Here is a 20348-nt window from a genome sequence, read left to right as displayed (position 1 = left end):
GGGGATGATCGGTTTCGACAGCGGATGTCGAAGCAGGGGAAGCGTGTCGAGGAAGCGGCAATGATCTCGTTAACCATATGTCGCAACAAATAATCGCCAACACCAAGCGCGATTCCTTCGCCCTCGCTGCCTAAGTAGCGACTTGCGAAGTGTCAGCCCGGGGCTGTTCCCGACCCGGATCCTGGCATCAGCTAGGGAACTAAACTTCTGGGCCCGGTCACGGGACCCAGGAGGAAATCAAACAGTGACTGGGCCCGTCGGCGACTTGTTCGCGTGATCGCCGGGGCCGAGAAAATCGCAGCGAACTGCACACGGAGAAGCCCTGATTCTGCACCGTTGGACGCGGGTTCGATTCCCGCCATCTCCACAATTCCCATGTGAGGTCAAAGCCCCCCGGTCCCCGGACCAGGGGGCTTTTTCCGTGCTGCCGTGCCGCCGTGCCGCCCTGCCGCCGTACCGATCTTTGTTTCCCGCGGAGCGGGGTCTGTCGCGACGCGGCCGGGTCGGGGATGCTCCAGGGTCATGAGCAGACCCGTCAGACGCGTCAACCACCGCATGCGCCACTGGATCTGGCCCGCCGTGCTCGCCGTCGCGGCGGCCGGTCTCTCCTTCGGCCCGCCGGCCGGGGCGGACTCCGACCGGTCCGGGCTCCCCGAAGCCATCGACACCATCCTCGGCGACCCCCGCATGGAGGGCGGCACGGCCAGTGTCGTCGTCGCCGACGCGGCGTCCGGCGACATCCTCTACCAGCACCGGCCCAGCGGGCGCCTCATGCCCGCCTCCAACACCAAGCTCCTCACCTCGGCCGCCGCCATGGAGCTGCTCGGACCCGGCCACCGGTTCACCACCGACGTCCTCCTCGACGGTTCGCGGCGCGGGAACGTGCTCCACGGCGACCTGTACCTGCGCGGCACAGGCGATCCGACGACGCTGGCCGAGGACTACGACGGCCTCGCCGCGAAGATCGCGGACTCGGGGGTCCGGCGGGTCTCGGGGCGTCTCGTCGCCGACGACACCCGCTTCGACGCCCACCGCGTCGGCGACACGTGGAGCGGCGACGACGAGTCCGCGTACTACGCGGCGCAGATCAGCGCCCTCAGCGTCGCCCCCGACACGGACTACGACACCGGGACCGTCATCGTCGAGGTCGCGCCGGGCGCGAAGGCCGGGGCCCGGCCACGCGTCGGCGTGACGCCGAAGACGGACTACGTGGACATCGACCTGCGCGCCACCACCGTCGCGGCGGGCGGCGCCGACACCATCGCCGTCGAGCGGCGGCACGGCGAGAACACCATCACCGTCAGCGGCACGGTGCCGGCCGGCGGGGACACCACCAAGGAGTGGGTGACCGTCTGGGAGCCGACCGGGTACGCCGCCGCCGTCTTCCGCGACGCGCTCGCCGCGCACGGGGTGAGGGTGAGCGGCCCGACCCGGACGGGAAAGGCCACGCCCAAGGGCGCGGAGCGGCTCGCCTCGCACGACTCCATGCCGGTCAAGGACCTCATGGTCCCCTTCATGAAGCTCTCGAACAACATGCACGCGGAGTCCCTGACCAAGGCCATGGGGCACAAGGCGACGGGGCGGCCGGGCAGTTGGGGCGACGGGATCGCCGCGATCGGCGGCTATCTGAAGACCGCGGGTGTGGACCCCGGCAAGATCCGCCAGGTGGACGGCTCCGGGCTCTCGCGCAAGGACAACGTCGCGGCGGACCAGTACATCGAGCTGCTGCGGTCGGTGAAGGGCGAGCCGTGGTTCGCCGACTGGTACGCGTCCCTGCCGGTGGCGTGCGCGCCGGGAAAGTCCGCCGGCGGCACGCTGCGCTCGCGGATGTGCGGGACCCCGGCGGCCCTCAACGTCCACGCCAAGACCGGCTCGCTGACGGGGGCGTCCGCGCTGTCGGGCTACGTCGAGGACAAGGACGGGCGTGAACTGGTCTTCAGCATCATCCTCAACAACTACCTGCCCTCCTCGGTGAAGGCCCTGGAGGACGCGATCGTCGTGACCCTCGCCTCCTCGACCGCCGACAAGGCCGAGCCGGTCACGCCCCGCTCGGCACGCGCGAGCGGTCCCGACGGCGACGTGGAGTGCTCGTGGCGCAAGCCTGCGCGCTGCTGAGCAGCAGCGCGGTGCAGGCGGCGGCGAGCGGCACCCAGTAGCCCGCCGCCGCGCCGAAGCGCTCCACGGCCCAGCCGCCGCCCGCGGCACCGCACGCGATGCCCCCGAGGAGGCCGGTCACGGCGAGGGTCATGCCTTCGTTGAGCCGCCCCTCGGGGGTGCGGCGCTGGACCAGCGTCATGCCGGTGACCATGGTGGGGGCCGTCGCCATGCCCGCCACGAGCAGGGCGAGGGCGAGGACGGCCAGCGAGCCGGTGGCGGTCACCGCGAGCAGCGGCAGTGTCATCAGGACCGCCATCGCGGCGCCGCACAGCAGGTGCCGGCGCACGAGCGGGCCGCGGGGTCTCGCGGCCCCGTAGACGAGCCCCGCCGCGCAGGAGCCCGCGGCCTGGAGGGCGAGGACGGCGCCCGCGGCGGCCTTGTTCCCCCGGTCGTCGGCGAAGGCGATGGTGACGACCTCCAGGGAGCCGAACACGGCGCCGGTGGCGAGGAACACGACGAGGAGGGCGGGAAACCCGGGCGAGCGGAGAGGCGAGCGCGCCCCGGCGGCGTCCACGCGCCCCCGCGGCGGGGGTTCCGTGGCGCGCTGCGCGGCGAAGAGCAGCACCCCTGTCACCAGGAGGATCACGCCGATCAAGGTGCCCGCCTGCGGGAAGAGCGCACCGCAGAGGAACGCGGCGAGGACGGGGCCGAGCATGAAGCAGAGCTCGTCGACGGCCTGTTCGAAGGAGTTGGCGGTGTGGACGGCCTCGGCGTCGTCCGCGAGGAGGTGGGCCCAGCGCGCCCGTGACATGCCGCCCGTGTTGGGGGTGGTGGCCGTGGCCGCGTACGAGGCGAAGAGCGTCCAGTCGGGCGCCCCGTAGCGCACGCAGAGCAGCAGGGAGAGCGAGCCGAGCGCGGCGATCAGGGTGGCGGGCACGGCGACGCGCGCCTGTCCGTACCGGTCGACGAGCCGCGCCGTCCAGGGCGCGACGACGGCGGTCGCCGCGAGGCCGGCCGCGGTGACGGCGCCGGCGAGGGCGTAGGAACCGCGGGCCCCGGAGATCATGATGACGGCGCTCACGCTGAACATGCCCATGGGCAGCCGGGCGACGAGGTTGCCCGCGGTGAAGGCGGTGGCCCCGGGTATCGCGAAGAGGGCGGTGTAGGGGTTGCGCGGGCGGCGGGGCGGGCCGTCTGCGGACACGCCTCTTCGGCGGGTGAGGAGTTTCGGCATGGGCCTCACCCTCGCCGGAGGGCCGCGGCGGGGTCCAACACCTTCTCCGGGCCGATTCACGCACGTATGTTGTAAGTTCCTGCGATGACTCCGGTGACACGGCCTCCGGTCCCCCCGCGGCGCGACATCGACCCGCGGCTGCTGCGCGCCTTCCTCGCCGTGGCGGAGGAGCTGCACTTCACACGGGCCGCCGCCCGACTGTACGTGGCGCAGCAGGCGCTGAGCCGTGACGTGCGCCGTCTCGAACGAGAGCTGGGCGCCGGCCTGTTCTCGCGCACGACCCGGCAGGTCACGCTCACCGCCGACGGGGAGCGGCTCCTGCCGCACGCGCGGCGGGTCCTCGCGGCGCAGGACGAGCTGGTCGCCGCGTTCATGGCGGCCGAGCGCCCGCTGCTCGTCGATCTGAACAGCCCCGGCCTCGTCTCGGCGAGAATCCTGGAGCGGGCCCGCGAACTCGCCCCGGAGTGCGAACTGATGGTCCGCTACGAGAGCGGCCTCACGGGCGCCGCCGCCGACATCGCCGCCGGGCGCCTCGACGTCTCCTTCGGGCGGTACGCGGGACTGGACCCCGCTCTGCGCCCGGCGCTCGCCCACCAGCCCGTGCGGTACGAGCCGATGGCGGTGCTGCTGCCCGAGGACCATCCGCTGACCGGGCTCGCCGCGGTGCCGCTCGCGGCGCTCGCGGGCGAGACCGTGTACGCGGGGGCCGGAAACCCCCGGACGCCCGAGTGGACCGATCTCGCGCAGCGGCTCTTCGAGGGGCGCGGCATCGCTGTCGCCGAACCGGCACCACTTGCCGTGGGACCGGAAGAATTCGGGCGGATCATGGCGAAGAAGCGAAATCCAGTCCTGGCCGTCGTGGACTTTCCGGCCATGCCGGGGGCCGAGCTGCGGCCGCTGGTCGACCCGGTTCCGCTGTCACCGGTGTCACTGGTGTGGCGAAAGGGCCTGCTTCATCCCGGTGTGACCGCCCTGCGGGCCGCCGCGGCGGAGCTGTCGGCCGCGGAGGGGTGGCTGCGGAGACCGGCGAACAGCTGGATTCCGGCCATGGACGCACGGGTCATGACGGAACAGATCTGACCGAGAACCGCGCATGTCACTCCGGTGCGCTACATTCATCGCTCGGGTGCGATGTGATAGGGGGAGCGCTCGGGACGGGTGGGGGCCCGGTCCGAACGGCGGGTACCCGGAGTCGTACGCGCACCCGATCCATTGAGTGGGGGGTTGTGCGTACGCATGGACATGTGGCGAGAAGACGCCCGGCCGGAACACACCCATGATCCGAACGAGGTCACCGTTCAGATCGACGGTGTGGGGCGCCACCTGGCGGACCTGGCCCCCGGCCCTGCCGAAGGGGCCGCGGACGGGCCGGTCTTCGTCGACGAGACGGGCCGCCGCGGCCGGAGGTACCGCCGCATAGGCGTGTTCGTCGGCCTCCTCTGCGCGGTGTACGCCGTGGCCATCGTCGCCACGCTGCTCTCGGGCAATTCGAGCGCGCCCTGGGTGCCGATACAGGACCCCGAGGACAGCAGACCCGCGAGCAAGGTGGACACCCCGGGCCGCCCCGCCGACGCCCCGGACCCGTCCGCGTCGCCGGGCGCGTCGCCCTCGCCCGGGGCCGCGGACGGCGCCGGCACCACGCCGGGGACGGCCGACCCGGTCGCCCCCGCACCCACCCGCGGCGGCGAGGGCGCGGGCACGCCGGGCACCGTGCCCGACCCCGGCCCCGACCCCGCGGACAGCGGAAGCGAGCCGGACCCCGGCCCCGGCGCCTCCGGCGGCGGCGCCCCGGGACCGGACCCGTCGGGCGGCGGCGACGGCGGCGCGAGCGACCCCGCGGACCCCGCCGAGCAGCCCCCCGACCCGCCCATGCCGTCACCCGGCCCGGGCGGCGACGCGGCGGGCGCGGACGCCGGCGGTGAGGTCCCCGTCGCCTACACCACACCCGGCAGGCAGCGTCCCGCGGGATCGCCGCCGTCCCCGGAGGCCGCACGGCGATGAACCTCCGCACCGGCCGGGGCACCTCCCCGCGCCCCCGGCACAGCCACCCCCGCCAGAGCCCCGCTCAGCAAGACCACCCCCACCGAAGCCCCACCCAGAACGGCCCCGTCCTGAACAGCACCGTCCCCACCAGCCACCGCGCCCCCGCCGGCCACACCCCCCGTGACGACCGGCCCAAGGGGCGGCGCGGCAAGGGCAGGCGCGGCAAGGCGGCCCCCGCCAGGCGCCGCCGCCTGCCCCTGCGCTACCTGCTGCCCTCACTGCTTCTCGTGGCGCTGCTCGCCATGCTGATGCTGCGCGGATACGTGCACAGCGAGATCGCCGCCGACCACCGCGTCAGGCCCCCGGCGCCCACGGACCACGTACCGGAGAAGATCCTTCGGGGCGGCCCGGTCATCGACACCCGCGGCGGCCGCGAGACGACGATGAGCGTGCCCGACCACCGGCTCGTGCTGACCTTCGACGACGGCCCCGACCCGGAGTGGACCCCCAAGGTCCTCGACGTCCTGAAGGAACACCGCGCGCACGGCGTCTTCTTCGTCACCGGCACCATGGCCTCGCGCTACCCCGGCCTCGTGCGGCGCATGGTCGACGAGGGCCACGAGGTGGGCCTGCACACCTTCAACCACCCCGACCTGTCGTACCAGTCCGAGAGCCGCATCGACCGGGAGCTCTCGCAGAACCAGCTCGCGCTCGCCGGGGCCGCGGGCATCCGCACGTCCCTCTTCCGGCCGCCGTACTCGTCGTTCGCCGACGCGATGGACGACAAGTCGTACCCGGTCACGAAGTACATAGGCGGCCGGGGCTACCTCACCGTCGTCAACAACACCGACAGCGAGGACTGGAAGCGCCCCGGTGTCGACGAGATCATCCGCCGCGCCACGCCCGAGGGCGGCAAGGGCGCCATCGTCCTCATGCACGACTCCGGCGGCGACCGCTCGCAGACCGTCGCCGCCCTCGACCGCTTCCTGCCGAGCCTGCAGAAGCAGGGCTACGAGTTCGGGAACCTCACCGAGGCGCTCGACGCGCCCAGCGCGCACACGGAGGTCACCGGCGTCGAGCTGTGGAAGGGCAAGTCCTGGGTCTTCCTGGTCGGCGCATCCGAGTACCTCACCGACGGCCTCGTCGTCGCCCTCGCCGTCATCGGCGTCCTCGTCTTCGCCCGCTTCGGCCTCATGCTGCTGCTCTCCGGGGCGCACGCCCGCCGGGTGCGGCGGCGCGACTTCCGCTGGGGACCGCCGGTCACCGAGCCGGTGTCGGTCCTCGTCCCCGCGTACAACGAGGCCAAGTGCATCGAGGCGACGGTCCGCTCCCTGATGGCGAGCGACCACCCCATCGAGGTCGTCGTCATCGACGACGGCTCGTCGGACGGCACGGCCCGCATCGTGGAGGGCCTGCGCCTGCCGAACGTACGCGTGGTGCGGCAGCAGAACGCGGGCAAGCCCGCCGCTCTCAACCGGGGCATGGCCAACGCGCGCTTCGACATCATCGTGATGATGGACGGCGACACCGTCTTCGAGGAGTCCACCGTCCGCGAGCTGGTGCAGCCCTTCGGCGACCCGCGCGTGGGCGCCGTCGCGGGCAACGCGAAGGTCGGCAACAGGGACTCGCTGATCGGCGCCTGGCAGCACATCGAGTACGTGATGGGCTTCAACCTCGACCGCAGGATGTACGACGTCCTGCGCTGCATGCCGACCATCCCCGGCGCGGTCGGCGCGTTCCGGCGCTCGGCCCTCGAACGGGTCGGCGGCATGAGCGACGACACGCTCGCCGAGGACACCGACATCACCATGGCCCTGCACCGCGACGGCTGGCGCGTCGTCTACGCGGAGAGGGCCCGCGCCTGGACCGAGGCGCCGGAGTCCGTCCAGCAGCTCTGGTCCCAGCGCTACCGCTGGTCGTACGGCACGATGCAGGCGATCTGGAAGCACCGCCGCGCGGTCGTCGAGTCCGGCCCCTCGGGCCGCTTCGGCCGCGTCGGACTCCCCCTGGTGTCGCTCTTCATGGTCCTCGCGCCGCTCCTTGCCCCGCTCATCGACGTGTTCCTCCTGTACGGCCTGCTCTTCGGCCCGACCCAGAAGACCGTCGTCGCCTGGCTCGGCGTCCTCGCCGTGCAGGCGGTCTGCGCCGCGTACGCCTTCCGCCTCGACCGTGAACGCATGACCCATCTGATCTCGCTGCCGCTCCAGCAGATCCTCTACCGGCAGCTCATGTACGTGGTGCTGCTGCAGTCCTGGATAACCGCTCTCACCGGGGGCCGCCTGCGCTGGCAGAAGCTCCGCCGCACGGGAGTTCTCGACGCGCCCGGTGCCATCCCGCGCCAGCGGACGGGCGACCACGACCGGAGGCCCGTCGCATGAGCCACGCCTACGCACCCGGCCACCCGCCGACGCCGCCGGCCACGCCGCCCGCCGCCCCCGAGGCAGCCGCCCCCGGGTCAGCCGCCCCCGAGGCCCCGGCCGCTCCCGGGAAGCCGGGCAGGGACCGCTATCTGGACCTGCTGCGTTCGCTCGCGCTCGTCCGCGTCGTCGTCTACCACCTGTTCGGCTGGGCCTGGCTGACGCTCCTCTTCCCCTCCATGGGCGTGATGTTCGCGCTCGCGGGCTCCCTGATGGCGCGCTCCCTGAAGCGTCCCGCGTGGGGCGTGGTCAAGGGCCGCATACGCAGGCTCCTGCCCCCCATGTGGGTGTTCAGCGCCGCTGTCCTCTTCCTCCTCCTCGCCGGCGGCTGGAGCGTGGGCGAGGACCCGGACCACGGGGACACCTGGGGCCTGGTGAGCCTGGCCAACTACGTGTTCCCGGTGGGCGCCCCGCCCTTCCCCTGGCATCTGGGCGACAAGGCGGGCCTCCTTGAGGACACCTGGCCCGCGCAGGCGGCGGGCCCGCTCTGGTACATCCGCGCCTACCTGTGGTTCGTCATCGCGTCCCCGCTCCTGCTGTGGGTGTTCCGCAGGGCGCCCCGGGTGACGCTCGCCGCCCCGCTCGCCCTGACGGCGGTCATCGGCACGGGCCTCGTCACCATCCCGGGCGAGACGGGCAACGCGGTCACGGACTTCGCGCAGTACGGCAGCTGCTGGGTGCTCGGCTTCGCGCACCAGGACGGCACGCTGGCCCGCGTCCCGCGCTATCTGGCGGTGTCGGCCGCGGCCCTGGTCATGGCCTTCGGCCTGTGGTGGGCCTCGGGGCACCTGGGCCCCGACGGCTGGGACCTGAACGACATCCCGCTGGCCCAGGCCGCGTGGTCCTTCGGCTTCGTCGTGATCCTGCTCCAGTACGCGCCGTCCTGGCGGGAGCTGCCGGGCAGGCTGGCGAGGTGGGACAGGCTGGTGACCCTCTCCAACAACAGGGCCGTCACGATCTACCTCTGGCACAACTTCCTGATCATGGCGACGGTCCCGGTCATCGACCTCGCCTACGACCTGCCGTTCATGGAGGACGAGCGCTGGAGCTCGGCGCTCGACACCACGTACATGCTGTGGATGACCCTGCTGGTCTGGCCGCTGATCGGCCTGATGGTGGTGGCCGTCGGCTGGGTGGAGGACCTGGCGGCGAAGCGCCGTCCCCGCCTCTGGCCGGACGGGGCGAAGGCGTCGGCGCGGAGGAGGCGCGCGGCGGCCGGGTGACTCGCCCGTGGCACCGACGAGTTGTGCAACCGTTATCGTCGCGAACGGTGGGGGCGGGCCTGCCGGGGGCGTGGAAATATCCCCGCATGAACGGGTAGTTCGGGTGCCCGCCGAGGCCGCCCTGCCCGCCCGGCCCGCCGTGAGAGGAGTGTGATTTCGCACCGGTGAAGGGTGACGATCCCGCGTCCGGCCGGGCGTAAGGGCAGCCATGGAGACGGCGGTTGGCGCTTGCGAACGGTACGGGTGAAGCGCGCGGCAACCGCCTCGACGCGGTACGTGGCCGCCTCCTAGGGTGGTCGTCTCAGCCGGCCGCAACACGCGTGCCGATCACGCGCATTGCAGATGCGGACGGATCGCGCGCCTGGCGGCGGGGCCCCACACCTGCCGGGAGTTTGTTTTGCTTCGCAAGAAGACCGCGCTGCGTCTCGCCGCGCCCGTCGCCGTACTCGCCCTCGCCCTGACCGCCTGCGGCGGCGGTGACGACAAGAAGTCCGAGGACAAGAAGGCGGACACGTCCAAGTCCGACAGCGCGGGCTCGGGTCAGGGCTCCGGCTCGGCCGACTCCGCCGACTCCGGCGCCGGGCAGCCGTCCGCGCTGAAGCCGGGGGAGAGCACCACGGGCAGGACGAAGGAGGGCGACGCGACGGTCACGTACGACATCGCCGCCCAGAAGGTCGACCTCAGCACCGAGGCGGAGACCGCGAAGCTCGTCTCCGACCCGAAGAAGGCCAAGGGCCTGGTCGCCGCCGTCGCCCACGTGAAGTACACGCACAAGGCGGGCGCCCCGCTCGCGGAGGTCCCCGACGTCGGTGACGGCGCGGAGATCTACGCCGACGGCACCCGCGGCGGCCTCCTGATCGGCGCCTCCGAGGACGCCGCGGGCTGCGAGGACGAACTGGAGCTCGAAGGCTGGAAGAAGGGCGAGAGCCACGTGCTCTGCCAGACCTACCTGGTCCCCGCGGGCGCCAAGGCGCTGGAGGTCCACTGGGCGCCGGAGGACAGCGAGGGCGAGCCGGTGATCTGGAAGTTCGCGGCGGAGTAGGCCGCGAAGCAGTCCCCTCCGGGGCTCGTGATGTGCGGCCGGTCCTTTTCCGCCCGGGGGCGCACGGCGGCACGTGGCGTGGTGTGGAGGCGCGTGCGCCGGCGGGGAGTATCGCGAGGCGGCGTGCGGGTGACGGCTCGCGCCCCCGCGGGTGCGAACGCATCCGGTTGTGCGCCGACGCGGCGTCGCGGGGCCGCCCGGACCGGGTGAAGGCGTGGTCGGAGCGGGGCGTCGGCGGGCCGTGGGCGGCGCTGACCCGGTGGCGAGGTGGTGCCGGACCCCCGCGGGATGGGCTGTTATGGGCGGTATGCCGGTCCGTCGCCCGAACTTGCCACTGGCACCTCCCGGCGCGACGCCGATAGCTTCCCTCCTCACTTCCGAGAGCGGCGAGCTCCGCCGGTCCGCGACGCGTCCCGAGCCGGGGCGCACGCCGGGGGAGTTCCCGCGTACGTACACGCCCTGGCCGACGGCTCCGGTCGTCGGCCGAGAGATCCGGAAAGAGGGACGGGACATGCCCGCACCCCGCTACATCGTCGAAGACTCCGCCCGCGACCCCCGCACCGACATCTGGTTCGCCCTCCCCTCCGGTTTCACGGAGCTGCCCCTCGACGTGCTGACGGCGGCCCACGGTTCGCCCGACGCGCGGCGGCTCGGGGACGCGCTCGCGCCGGTGGTCGGGGCGATGCCGGAGGGGGAGTACAGGGAGCTGTTCATCGGGGAGCTGGCCACCGCCCAGCGGCTGCTGCTCGCCCGGCCCGTGCCCGGCGCCGTGCACTGCTCGCTCGGACTGCACCGGGACGGCTCCCGGGGCCGGTCGAGGCCGCTGCTCTGCCTCTTCACCGTGTCCTGGCAGGGCGTCGGACGGCCGTTGAGGGGCGGCGTGGCCGCGGGTGCCGCGACGCGCGCGGGGGTCCTCGCGGGGACGGGCGCCGAGCGGCACACGCGCGTGGAGTACCTCGACATGCCGTGCGGCCCGGCTTCGGTCAGCGAGGTCCTGAGCCTTCCCGCCGAGGGGGCCGGGCTGCCGCCGAGGCCGCTGTTGCAGGTCCACGCCCATCTTCCGCACCCCGAAGGGAAGCGGGTGGCGGTCCTCACGCTGACGACCGCCGCCGTCGCCCGGCGCGCGCAGTACCGGGGGCTCCTCGACCGCCTGGCCCGCCTGGTCAGCTTCGAGAACCCGCTCGTCACCACGCCCTGAACCGGCCGCGGGCCCGCCGGCGGCCCTGGCCGAGGACGACGCTGCCGATCACGAGGGCCAGGCCGCCGAGCTGCCAGACGGTGAGGGTCTGGCCCAGGAGCAGCAGGCCCGCCAGCGTGGCGACGACCGGGTTGGTCAGGCCGAGGAAGGAGACCGATGAGGCGGGCAGGCGTTCGATGCCGCGGAACCAGAGGGCGTACGCGAGGGCTGTGCCGATGACGCCGAGGTAGGCGTACCCGGCGATGTTGGCGCCGGTGAAGTGGTCCGGCAGGCCCTCGGCGGTGAGGGCGATGGGGGCGAGCACCAGGCCGCCCGCGGTCAGCTGCCAGCCCGTGAGGGCGAGCAGGGAGACGCCTTCGGGGCGGCCCCAGCGCTTGCTGAGGACCACGGCGAGGGCCATCAGGGTCGTGGCCGTCAGCATCGCGGCGAGGCCGGCGAGGTCCACCGTGGCGCTGCCGCGCAGGACGAGGAGGGCGACTCCCGCGACGCCGACGAGGCCGGCGAGCAGCGTCCGGCGGGAGGGCCGCACCTTCAGGACGCCGATCCCGAAGCCCGCGACGAGCAGCGGCATGACCGCGCTGACGGTCGAGGCGACGCCGCCGGGCAGGTGGTAGGCGCCGAAGAAGAGGAGCGGGAAGAACGCCCCGAAGTTGAGCAGTCCGAGCACGCCCGCCTTCCACCACCAGTCGCCGCTCGGCAGCCGCCGGGTGAGGGCGAGCAGGATCAGCCCGGCGGGCAGCGCGCGCAGGGCGGCGGCGAGCAACGGGCGGTCGGGGGGCAGTAGTTCGGTGGTCGTGACGTAGGTGGTGCCCCAGGTCGCGGGCCCGATGGCGGCGAGCGCGGCCGCGCCCGCGGCGGCCCTCGCGGGGGTGCCGGGCGCTGTCCCGGGCCCGGTGGCCGCCGGGCGGTTCCGGTCGGTGGCCGGCTGCGCCTTGCTGGTGCGGATGGGCATGACTTCCCCCTCGGAGATCCCCTCAACGCTGGTATTCTCAACGTTGAGATAAATATGGGACGTGAGTCTGCGAACGTCAAGTATCTGAACGTTGAGAGATCGGCCGTTCAGAGGTCGGAGAGATGAGGCTTCCGGTGAGCAAGAGCGGACGAGACGCCGAGGCGACGGACGCCATCGACGAGCTGCGCGGCCAGTGGCGCAGGGAGCGCCCTGACCTCGACCTCGCGCACCTGGACGCGATGGCGCTGGTGGGCCGCGTCAAACGCGCCGACCACCTGCTGAGCAAGGGCATGAAGAAGGTGTTCGCCGAACACGGCCTCGAATTCGCGGAGTTCGACGTCATCGCCACGCTGCGCAGGGTCGGCGCCCCGTACGAACTGACCGCGGGCGGACTCCTGAAGACCGCGATGGTGACCTCCGGCGCCATCACCAACCGCCTCGACAGGCTGGAGCGCAAGGGACTCATCGAACGCCGCCCCGACCCCGCGGACCGCAGGGCCATCCGCGTCCGCCTCACGGAAGCGGGCCTCGACGTGGCCGACCGCGCGATCGTCGCCCACATCGCCAACGAGGAACGCATGCTGGCGGCCCTCACCCCCCAGGACCGCGCGGCCATGGACGCCGCCCTGCGCCGGCTGCTGGTGTCCCTGGGCGACACGCACCTGGGCTGAGAAGTGCCGCCACCCCCTCACCACCCCGCCGTCCGCCGAGTGAGAGCAACGTTCCCCAGTGGTCACCGGGGGCCACAGGGCTGAAATCGGCGGTTCCTACCTTCGGGGCACGGTGTTGGTCGAGGGTGTGGAGGCCGGGATGTGGATCGAGCGGTGGGAGCCCGAGGACGAGAGGTTCTGGAAGGAGGAGGGCGGTGAGCGGGTCGCCCGGCGGAACCTGGCGTTCTCCGTCCTCTCCGAGCACATCGGGTTCTCCGTGTGGAGCCTCTGGTCCGTGATGGTGCTCTTCATGGGACCGGAGTACGGGATCGACGCCGCGGGGAAGTTCTTCCTGGTGTCGATGGCGACGCTGGTCGGGGGCGTCGTACGCGTCCCCTACACCTTCGCCGTGGCCCGCTTCGGGGGACGCGCCTGGACCGTCGTCGCGGCCTCGCTGCTGCTCGTGCCGACGGTCGCCGCCTTCGTGGTCATGGAGCCCGGCACCTCCTACTCCACCTTCATGGTGTGCGCGCTGCTCACCGGCGTCGGCGGCGGCAACTTCGCGTCCAGCATGACCAACATCAACGCCTTCTTCCCGCTGCGGGAGAAGGGGTGGGCGCTCGGGCTCAACGCCGGGGGCGGCAACATCGGGGTGCCCGTGGTACAGCTCGTCGGGCTCGCCGTCATCGGGGCGAGCGGTGGGCCGCGGGTGGTGCTGGGGATCTACATCCCGTTCATCCTGCTCTCCGTGCTGTGCGCCGCGCGGTACATGGACAGCATCTCCTCCGTCCGCAACGACACCGGTGCCGCCAAGGCCGCCGTGCGGGAGGGGCACACGTGGGTGATGGCGCTCCTGTACGTGGGGACGTTCGGGTCGTTCATCGGGTACAGCTTCGCCTTCGGGCTCGTCCTCCAGACGCAGTTCGGGCGTACGCCGCTTGAGGCCGCCCAGCTCACCTTCATCGGGCCGCTGCTCGGCTCGCTGATCCGGCCCGTGGGCGGACGGCTCGCCGACCGGTTCGGCGGGGCCCGCATCACCCTCGGCAACTTCCTCGCCATGGGGGCCGCGACCGGAGCCGTCGTCACCGCCTCCGTCCGGGAGTCGCTGCCGCTGTTCACCTGCGCCTTCATCGCGCTGTTCGTGCTGACCGGGCTCGGCAACGGGTCCACGTACAAGATGATCCCGGGCATCTTCCAGGCCAAGGGCGAAAGGCTCGGTCTCACGGGGGAGGAGGCCGCGGCCTACGGCCGGCGGCTCTCCGGGGCCGCCATGGGGCTGATCGGCGCGATCGGCGCCGTCGGCGGGCTCGGCATCAACCTCGCCCTGCGGCAGTCCTTCAAGGCGGTGGGGTCGGGCACGGGGGCGTACATCGCCTTCCTCGCCTTCTACGGCGTGTGCGCGCTCGTCACGTGGGCCGTATACCTTCGCCGGCGGCCCACGCGCGGCCGTACGCTTCCCGGTACGGACACGGACGCGAAGCCGCAGCTCAGCTACGCCGAGGTGTGACGTAACACGGCGGACATCACCGCGAACCGGGCCCGTCACGCGCCGTTGGCACGCTCGGGCCCCGACCCTCCCCCGCCGGGACCGGCCCCGCGGGACCAGACGAGACGGACCTATGCACGCCACTGAATCGAACGAACCGGGCACGGCCGCGAAGGCGGAGCACGGCCCCCTCGCCGGTTTCACCGTCGGCGTGACCGCGGCCCGGCGCGCCGACGAACTGGGCGCGCTGCTCCAGCGGCGGGGCGCCACCGTGCTCCACGCGCCCGCGCTGCGCATCGTGCCGCTGGCCGACGACAGCGAACTCCTCTCGGCGACGAAGGGGCTGATCGGCCACGCCCCTGACGTCGTGATCGCCACCACCGCCATCGGCTTCCGCGGCTGGATCGAGGCCGCCGAGGGCTGGGGGTACGGAGAGGCGCTGCTCCGCTGCCTGCGGGGCGTCGAACTGCTGGCCCGCGGGCCGAAGGTGAAGGGCGCGGTACGGGCCGCCGGGCTCACCGAGGAGTGGTCGCCCTCGTCGGAGTCCATGGCGGAGGTGCTCGACCGGCTGCTCGACGAGGGCGTCGCCGGGCGGCGCATCGCGCTCCAGCTGCACGGGGAGCCGCTGCCCGGCTTCGTCGAGTCGCTGCGGGCCGCGGGCGCCGAGGTGGTCGGCGTCCCCGTCTACCGCTGGCTCCCGCCGGAGGACCTCGGGCCCGTGGACCGGCTGCTCGACGCGACGGTGGGGCGGGGCGTCGACGCCCTGACGTTCACCAGCGCCCCGGCCGCCGCTTCCCTGCTCTCGCGGGCGGAGGAGCGGGGCATGGCCGAGGACTTCCTCACCGCCCTCGGGCACGACGTGCTCGCGGCGTGCGTGGGGCCGGTGACCGCGCTGCCGCTCCAGTCGCGCGGCGTGGACACCGCGCAGCCCGAGCGCTTCCGGCTCGGCCCCCTCGTACAGCTCCTCTGCCAGGAACTGCCCTCCCGCGCGCGCGTGCTGCCCGTCGCGGGGCACCGCGTGCAGATCCGCGGGCACGCGGCCGTGGTCGACGGTGAGCTGCGGGCCGTGCCGCCCGCCGGCATGGCGCTGCTGCGGGCCCTCGCCCGCAGGCCCGGCTGGGTGGTGGCCCGCGCCGAACTGCTGCGGGCGCTGCCGGGCGCGGGCCGCGACGAGCACGCCGTGGAGACGGCGATGGCCCGCCTGCGGACGGCCCTTGGCGCCCCGAAGCTGATCCAGACGGTCGTCAAACGCGGCTACCGCCTCGCCGTCGACCCCACGGCGGACTCCAAGTACGCGGAGTGAGCGGCGCTCCGGAGCTCCGTGGCGTCCCGCCCGGTGGCAGGGGTTCCGGACCCGGCGGGGGACGGGCACTGTAGGGGTACGCAACGGCATTCCTCACCGGTGACCCCCAAGGCGGTGACAGACGCATGGCGTTGGGCATGGCCCCGGCTCCGTACGAGCTGCGATTCGACTCCGGGCGCAGCTGCCTCGACCTCATGGCGACGAACCACCCCGTGGAACGGCTCGACTCCGTGGCGGCACTGCGTGCCTGGCTCACGGGCGCGGGCCTCGTGCCGCGGGACGCCCGGCTGGCCGGCGCGGACCCCCAATGGCCCGCCGCCTTCCGGGAGTTGCGCGGGCGCACGGCGGAGCTGGTCGGCGGGGAGCTCGACCGGCTGCCCGTGTCCGGCGCGCTGGAGCGGGTGAACGCGCTGGCCGCCGCCGCGCCCCCCGCCCCGTACGCCGTACGCGCCGCCGACGGCACCCTCGTGCGCGCCCTGCGCGACGAGCCGGGCTGCGCCGCGCTCGTCGCCGCCGTGGCCAGGGACGCCGTCGACCTGCTCACCGACCCCGCGGCGCGCGCCCTCCTCCGCCGCTGCGAGGGCGACAACTGCCCGCTCGTCTACCTGGACACCTCGCGGGGCCACCGCCGCCGCTGGTGCTCAAGCGAGGTCTGCGGCAACCGCGAACGCGTCGCACGCCACCGCCGCAGGGCCGCCCTCGCCCGCCCGTGAACGGGACCGGGCCCGCGCCGCGGTGAACACCTCCCGCCCCATCTACGTACCTCCGTCGTGAGACCGCCCGAACCGCGGACACCGGAGGCAGCCGTGCGCAAGGATTCCGCCGTGGCCGATGAACGACCGCCGTCGCCGCGGCACCGCTCGCGCCAGCCACCGGGGCCCGACGAGGAGTTGATGCGCGCGCTCTACCACGAGCACGCGGGAGCGCTCCTCGCCTATGTGCTCCGCCTCGTGGCGGGCGACCGGCAGCGCGCCGAGGATGTCGTGCAGGAGACGCTCATCCGTGCCTGGAAGAACGCCGGTCGGCTCAACCGGGCCACCGGTTCGGTACGCCCCTGGCTGGTGACGGTCGCACGGCGCATCGTCATCGACGGCCACCGCAGCCGGCAGGCCCGGCCGCAGGAGGTCGATCCGTCGCCGCTGGAGGTCATCCCCGCGGAGGACGAGATCGACAAGGCGCTGTGGCTGATGACACTGTCCGACGCGCTGGAGGACCTGACTCCGGCGCACCGTGAGGTACTCGTCGAGACCTACTTCAAGGGGCGTACGGTCAATGAGGCCGCACAGACACTGGGCATCCCCAGCGGGACGGTCCGCTCGCGGGTCTTCTACGCGCTTCGCTCGATGAAGCTGGCACTTGAGGAGCGGGGGGTGACGGTATGACCGGGTCCCACGGCCACTACGGCGGGTGGCAGGAGGCGAACGTCCACGAGACCGTCGGCGCCTACGCGCTCGGGGTCCTCGACGCGGCGGAGGCGACCCGGTTCGAGGCGCACCTCGCCGGCTGCGAGTACTGCGCACGCCGGCTGGAGGAGTTCTCCGGCATGGCGCCCATGCTGGCGGCGCTCGCGGACCTCCCCGCGGGCCGCGGCGCGCCGGAGATCGGCGAGCGGCTCGCCGCGCGTCCCGGACCGCGCCTGGCCGAGCGCCTGGCGGGCGAGGTGTCCGCCGAGCGGGCGCGCGGACGCCGGCGGACCCTGCTGCTCGTCGCGGCGACGGCCGTGCTGATCGTCGGCGGGCCCCTCGCGGTCCTCGCGGTGGGCGGCGACGGCGGCGGCTCGACGGACGCCGTGGCCGGGCCGCACCCCACGAGCCCCGCGGAGGACGCCTTCTTCCACCACATGACGGAGAAGTCGCGGGGCACGGACCCGAAGACCCGGGTCAGCGCCACGGTCGGCACGGAGGAGAAGGCCTGGGGCACCCACGCCGTCCTGGAGCTGAGGAACGTCAAGGGCCCGCTGAAGTGCTCCCTGGTCGCGGTCGGCAAGGACGGCGGCAAGGAGACGGTCACCACGTGGTCGGTGCCGAAGTGGGGCTACGGCATCAAGGACAGCCCGGACAAGTGGGCGCGCGGACCGCTGTACGTGCACGGGGGCGCCGCCATGGACCGCAACGACATCGACCACTTCGAGGTGACCACGCTGGACGGCGAACGCCTGGTCAAGGTCGATCTGTAGCCGCACGCAGGTGCACAAGGAGGGCCCCTTTCGCGTACGGTGGACGGCTGCTCGGTTCGGTGAGCAGCACGTCTTGAAAGGGGCCCCGGTGGCCGACGTCAACGCAGTAATGCCGTCAGGCACACGCGACCGCGAGATCGGGGTCGAGCAGGACCATCTCGACCAGGTCTACCGGCGTCTCGAGGAGAAGATCCACGAGGCCGAGTTCCTGATGGACGACGCGGCCAAGCGCGGGCAGGTCGGCACGCCGGGCGCGCTCGCCGAGCGCGACGCGCAGGTCTTCAGGGCCGGGGTGCACCTGAACCGGCTGAACAACGAGTTCGAGGACTTCCTCTTCGGCCGCATCGACCTGCTCCAGGGCAAGGACGGCAAGAAGGGCCCCGACGGCGCCTACACGGCGGTCGAGCCGGCGGAGGGCGCGATCAGGGAGGACGAGACCGGCAAGCACGCCGACATCGCCGAGACCCTGCACATCGGCCGCATCGGCGTCCTGGACTCCGACTACTCGCCGCTGGTCATCGACTGGCGCGCGCCCGCCGCCGCGCCGTTCTACCGCTCGACCCCGGTCGACCCCGGCCGGGTCGTGCGCCGCCGCGTCATCCGCTCCAAGGGCCGCAGGGTCCTCGGCGTCGAGGACGACCTGATGCGCCCGGAGATCACCGCCCGCCTCGACGGCGAGAAGCTGCCGGTGATCGGCGACGGTGCCCTGATGGCGGCGCTCGGCCAGGCCCGCAGCCACTCGATGCGGGACATCGTGGCGTCGATCCAGGCCGAGCAGGACAAGGTGATCCGGGCGCCCGCCGCCTCGGTGACGTACGTGGAGGGCGGCCCCGGCACCGGCAAGACGGCCGTGGCGCTGCACCGCGCGGCCTTCCTGCTCTACCAGGACCGCCGCCGTTACGCGGGCGGCATCCTCATCGTCTCGCCGACCCCGCTCCTCGTCGCCTACACCGAGGGCGTGCTGCCCTCCCTGGGCGAGGAGGGCCAGGTGGCGATCCGCGCGGTCGGCTCGCTGGTCGACGGCGTCGAGGCCACGGTGTACGACTCGCCCGCGGTGGCCCGCGTCAAGGGCTCGTCCCGCATGCTGAAGGTGCTGCGCAAGGCGGCGCGGGGCGCGCTGGAACAGGGGCCGGCGCCGCGAGCCGCGGCGGTCGACCGGCAGCTCGCCCTCGGCGAGGACGAGCACGATGCCGAGGGCGAGGCGGAGAAGGACGCCGCCCACGGTGTCCCCGCCCGTCTCCGTGTCGTCGCCTTCGGCCGCCGCCTGGAGCTGGAGGCCGACCAGCTCGACCGCATCCGCCGCACCGCCCTGGGCGGCACCGCCCCGGTCAACCTGCTGCGCCCGCGCGCCCGCAAGCTGCTCCTCGACGCCCTGTGGTCGCAGTCGGGGGCCGCGGGGCGCCACAGCGACCCCGAGCTTGCCGCCGAGCTGCGCTCGTCCTTCGACGACGACATCACCTCCGAGGACGACTTCATCCGGTTCCTCGACGCCTGGTGGCCGGAGCTGACGCCCCGCTCCGTCCTGGCCGCGATGGGCGACGAGCGGCGCCTCGGCCGCTGGGCGCGCCGCGTGTTCAACCCGGGCGAGGTCCGCAAGGTCGCCCGTTCGCTGCGGCGCGACGGCCTGTCCGTGCACGACGTGGCGATGCTCGACGAGCTCCAGGCGATCCTCGGCACGCCGCACCGGCCGAGGAGGAAGCGGGACCTGGACCCGCTCGACCAGCTCACCGGGCTCGAAGAGCTGATGCCGCAGCGCGAGGAGACCCAGCGCGAGCGCGCCGAGCGCCTGGCGGCCGAGCGCACCGAGTACGCCCACGTCATCGTCGACGAGGCGCAGGACCTCACGCCCATGCAGTGGCGCATGGTGGGCCGCCGCGGGCGGCACGCCACCTGGACGGTGGTGGGCGACCCGGCGCAGTCCTCCTGGTCCGACCCGGACGAGGCCGCCGAGGCCCGCGACGAGGCGCTCGGCACCCGCCCGCGCCGCCGCTTCACCCTCACGGTCAACTACCGCAACCCCGCCGAGATCGCGGAGCTGGCCGCCAAGGTCCTCGCCCTGGCGATGCCGGGCGCCGAGTCGCCGTCGGCGGTGCGCTCCACCGGGGTGCGGCCCCGCTTCGGCGTCGTACGGGACGGGGACCTCGCCGGCTCGGTGCGCGAGGAGGCCGCGCGGCTCCTCGACCGGGTCGACGGCACGGTCGGCGTGGTCGTGGCGATGAACCGTCGCGAGCAGGCCGCCCGCTGGCTCGACGGGCTCGGCGACCGCGTGGTGGCGCTCGGCAGCCTGGAGGCCAAGGGTCTGGAGTACGACGCGACGCTCGTCGTCTCGCCCGCGGAGATCGCCGACGAGTCCCCGGCGGGTCTGCGCGTCCTGTACGTGGCGCTGACGCGCGCGACGCAGCAGCTCACGGTGGTCTCGGGGGAGCGCGACGACCCCGATGCGGAAGGCGTGCCGGATCTGCTGCGGGACTAGGAAGGACAAGGGAGGCTGAGGGGTCCTCCTCTCCGGGGGAGCGGTGTTACCTTGGATGTGGCACCGGCTCGATCCAAGCCCCCGGGCCCAACCATCGTCGCTACGAGCGACCAC

Annotated in this window: 16 protein-coding genes and 1 other RNA gene; 15 read left to right on the top strand and 2 right to left on the bottom strand. The window is 73.3% G+C overall.

The genetic code is table 11. From position 1 onward, the window contains the following. Positions 1 to 370: a transfer-messenger RNA gene (ssrA, locus tag AB0I16_RS21805) on the top strand. A 152-nt stretch (positions 371 to 522) separates the two neighbouring features. After that, positions 523 to 2115: a D-alanyl-D-alanine carboxypeptidase/D-alanyl-D-alanine-endopeptidase gene (gene dacB, locus AB0I16_RS21800; protein ID WP_363251113.1), complete on the top strand. Its 1593-nt coding sequence runs from the start codon at positions 523 to 525 to the stop codon at positions 2113 to 2115. Here the strand turns inward: dacB and AB0I16_RS21795 are convergent. Continuing rightward, positions 2039 to 3331, bottom strand: a complete 1293-nt coding sequence (locus tag AB0I16_RS21795) for an MFS transporter (protein WP_363251112.1) — start codon at positions 3329 to 3331, stop codon at positions 2039 to 2041. The two genes, dacB and AB0I16_RS21795, sit on opposite strands and share 77 nt — an antisense overlap. Before the next feature lie 84 nt (positions 3332 to 3415). Between AB0I16_RS21795 and AB0I16_RS21790 the strand changes: the two genes are divergently transcribed. The 6 genes from AB0I16_RS21790 to AB0I16_RS21765 all read left to right on the top strand — a co-directional run bounded on the left by AB0I16_RS21790 (position 3416) and on the right by AB0I16_RS21765 (position 11194). Next, on the top strand, positions 3416 to 4411 hold the full coding sequence (locus AB0I16_RS21790) for a LysR family transcriptional regulator (RefSeq protein ID WP_363251111.1): 996 nt from the start codon (positions 3416 to 3418) through the stop codon (positions 4409 to 4411). A gap of 156 nt (positions 4412 to 4567) precedes the next feature. Continuing rightward, positions 4568 to 5332: a hypothetical protein gene (locus AB0I16_RS21785; protein WP_363251110.1), complete on the top strand. Its 765-nt coding sequence runs from the start codon at positions 4568 to 4570 to the stop codon at positions 5330 to 5332. Positions 5333 to 5616: 284 nt separating this feature from the next. Next, on the top strand, positions 5617 to 7692 hold the full coding sequence (locus AB0I16_RS21780) for a glycosyltransferase (RefSeq protein ID WP_363251164.1): 2076 nt from the start codon (positions 5617 to 5619) through the stop codon (positions 7690 to 7692). After that, complete coding sequence (locus AB0I16_RS21775) at positions 7689 to 8954, top strand: acyltransferase (RefSeq protein WP_363251109.1); 1266 nt, start codon at positions 7689 to 7691, stop codon at positions 8952 to 8954. Before AB0I16_RS21780 ends, AB0I16_RS21775 begins: the two co-directional genes overlap by 4 nt. A gap of 397 nt (positions 8955 to 9351) precedes the next feature. Next, positions 9352 to 9996 carry a hypothetical protein gene (locus tag AB0I16_RS21770; protein ID WP_363251108.1) on the top strand — a complete coding sequence of 215 codons (645 nt, stop codon included), beginning with the start codon at positions 9352 to 9354 and terminating at the stop codon, positions 9994 to 9996. Between the two features lie 511 nt (positions 9997 to 10507). Next, positions 10508 to 11194: a hypothetical protein gene (locus AB0I16_RS21765; RefSeq protein ID WP_363251107.1), complete on the top strand. Its 687-nt coding sequence runs from the start codon at positions 10508 to 10510 to the stop codon at positions 11192 to 11194. Here the strand turns inward: AB0I16_RS21765 and AB0I16_RS21760 are convergent. Beyond that, positions 11181 to 12146 carry an EamA family transporter gene (locus AB0I16_RS21760; protein ID WP_363251106.1) on the bottom strand — a complete coding sequence of 322 codons (966 nt, stop codon included), beginning with the start codon at positions 12144 to 12146 and terminating at the stop codon, positions 11181 to 11183. The two genes, AB0I16_RS21765 and AB0I16_RS21760, sit on opposite strands and share 14 nt — an antisense overlap. A gap of 134 nt (positions 12147 to 12280) precedes the next feature. Between AB0I16_RS21760 and AB0I16_RS21755 the strand changes: the two genes are divergently transcribed. From AB0I16_RS21755 to AB0I16_RS21725, 7 genes are all read left to right on the top strand, one after another. Continuing rightward, a complete protein-coding gene (locus AB0I16_RS21755) occupies positions 12281 to 12817 on the top strand; it encodes a MarR family transcriptional regulator (protein ID WP_363251105.1) in 537 nt (178 codons plus the stop codon). Positions 12818 to 12956: 139 nt separating this feature from the next. Next, positions 12957 to 14303, top strand: coding sequence for a nitrate/nitrite transporter (locus AB0I16_RS21750; protein ID WP_363251163.1), 1347 nt, complete (start codon positions 12957 to 12959; stop codon positions 14301 to 14303). A gap of 112 nt (positions 14304 to 14415) precedes the next feature. Further along, positions 14416 to 15585 carry a uroporphyrinogen-III synthase gene (locus tag AB0I16_RS21745; protein ID WP_363251104.1) on the top strand — a complete coding sequence of 390 codons (1170 nt, stop codon included), beginning with the start codon at positions 14416 to 14418 and terminating at the stop codon, positions 15583 to 15585. Between the two features lie 125 nt (positions 15586 to 15710). Next, entirely contained in the window at positions 15711 to 16298 is a 588-nt protein-coding gene (locus tag AB0I16_RS21740) for a CGNR zinc finger domain-containing protein (RefSeq protein WP_363251103.1), read from the top strand. A gap of 93 nt (positions 16299 to 16391) precedes the next feature. Next, on the top strand, positions 16392 to 16967 hold the full coding sequence (locus tag AB0I16_RS21735; RefSeq protein ID WP_363251102.1) for a sigma-70 family RNA polymerase sigma factor: 576 nt from the start codon (positions 16392 to 16394) through the stop codon (positions 16965 to 16967). After that, positions 16964 to 17761: a zf-HC2 domain-containing protein gene (locus tag AB0I16_RS21730; RefSeq protein ID WP_363251101.1), complete on the top strand. Its 798-nt coding sequence runs from the start codon at positions 16964 to 16966 to the stop codon at positions 17759 to 17761. The genes AB0I16_RS21735 and AB0I16_RS21730 overlap by 4 nt, the downstream gene beginning before the upstream one ends. A 109-nt stretch (positions 17762 to 17870) precedes the next feature. Next, the gene (locus AB0I16_RS21725; protein ID WP_363251162.1) at positions 17871 to 20234 is read left to right on the top strand and encodes a UvrD-helicase domain-containing protein; all 2364 of its coding nucleotides are present in this window, start codon (positions 17871 to 17873) and stop codon (positions 20232 to 20234) included. Positions 20235 to 20348: the final 114 nt, after the last annotated feature.

Origin of the sequence: Streptomyces sp. NPDC050703 (assembly GCF_040654435.1) — a bacterium.
In the GTDB taxonomy this organism is placed as follows: domain Bacteria; phylum Actinomycetota; class Actinomycetes; order Streptomycetales; family Streptomycetaceae; genus Streptomyces.
Note: the sequence above shows the minus strand (reverse complement) of the source record. Positions and strands in the feature narration are given on the sequence as shown.

Bases quoted from the DNA above. Each gene is read 5' to 3' on its own strand.
- dacB (WP_363251113.1), top strand. From the start codon at position 523: ATGAGCAGACCCGTCAGACGCGTCAACCACCGCATGCGCCACTGGATC.
- AB0I16_RS21795 (WP_363251112.1), bottom strand. From the start codon at position 3,331: ATGCCGAAACTCCTCACCCGCCGAAGAGGCGTGTCCGCAGACGGCCCG.
- AB0I16_RS21790 (WP_363251111.1), top strand. From the start codon at position 3,416: ATGACTCCGGTGACACGGCCTCCGGTCCCCCCGCGGCGCGACATCGAC.
- AB0I16_RS21785 (WP_363251110.1), top strand. From the start codon at position 4,568: ATGGACATGTGGCGAGAAGACGCCCGGCCGGAACACACCCATGATCCG.
- AB0I16_RS21780 (WP_363251164.1), top strand. From the start codon at position 5,617: ATGCTGATGCTGCGCGGATACGTGCACAGCGAGATCGCCGCCGACCAC.
- AB0I16_RS21775 (WP_363251109.1), top strand. From the start codon at position 7,689: ATGAGCCACGCCTACGCACCCGGCCACCCGCCGACGCCGCCGGCCACG.
- AB0I16_RS21765 (WP_363251107.1), top strand. From the start codon at position 10,508: ATGCCCGCACCCCGCTACATCGTCGAAGACTCCGCCCGCGACCCCCGC.
- AB0I16_RS21760 (WP_363251106.1), bottom strand. From the start codon at position 12,146: ATGCCCATCCGCACCAGCAAGGCGCAGCCGGCCACCGACCGGAACCGC.
- AB0I16_RS21750 (WP_363251163.1), top strand. From the start codon at position 12,957: ATGTGGATCGAGCGGTGGGAGCCCGAGGACGAGAGGTTCTGGAAGGAG.
- AB0I16_RS21745 (WP_363251104.1), top strand. From the start codon at position 14,416: ATGCACGCCACTGAATCGAACGAACCGGGCACGGCCGCGAAGGCGGAG.
- AB0I16_RS21740 (WP_363251103.1), top strand. From the start codon at position 15,711: ATGGCGTTGGGCATGGCCCCGGCTCCGTACGAGCTGCGATTCGACTCC.
- AB0I16_RS21730 (WP_363251101.1), top strand. From the start codon at position 16,964: ATGACCGGGTCCCACGGCCACTACGGCGGGTGGCAGGAGGCGAACGTC.
- AB0I16_RS21725 (WP_363251162.1), top strand. From the start codon at position 17,871: ATGCCGTCAGGCACACGCGACCGCGAGATCGGGGTCGAGCAGGACCAT.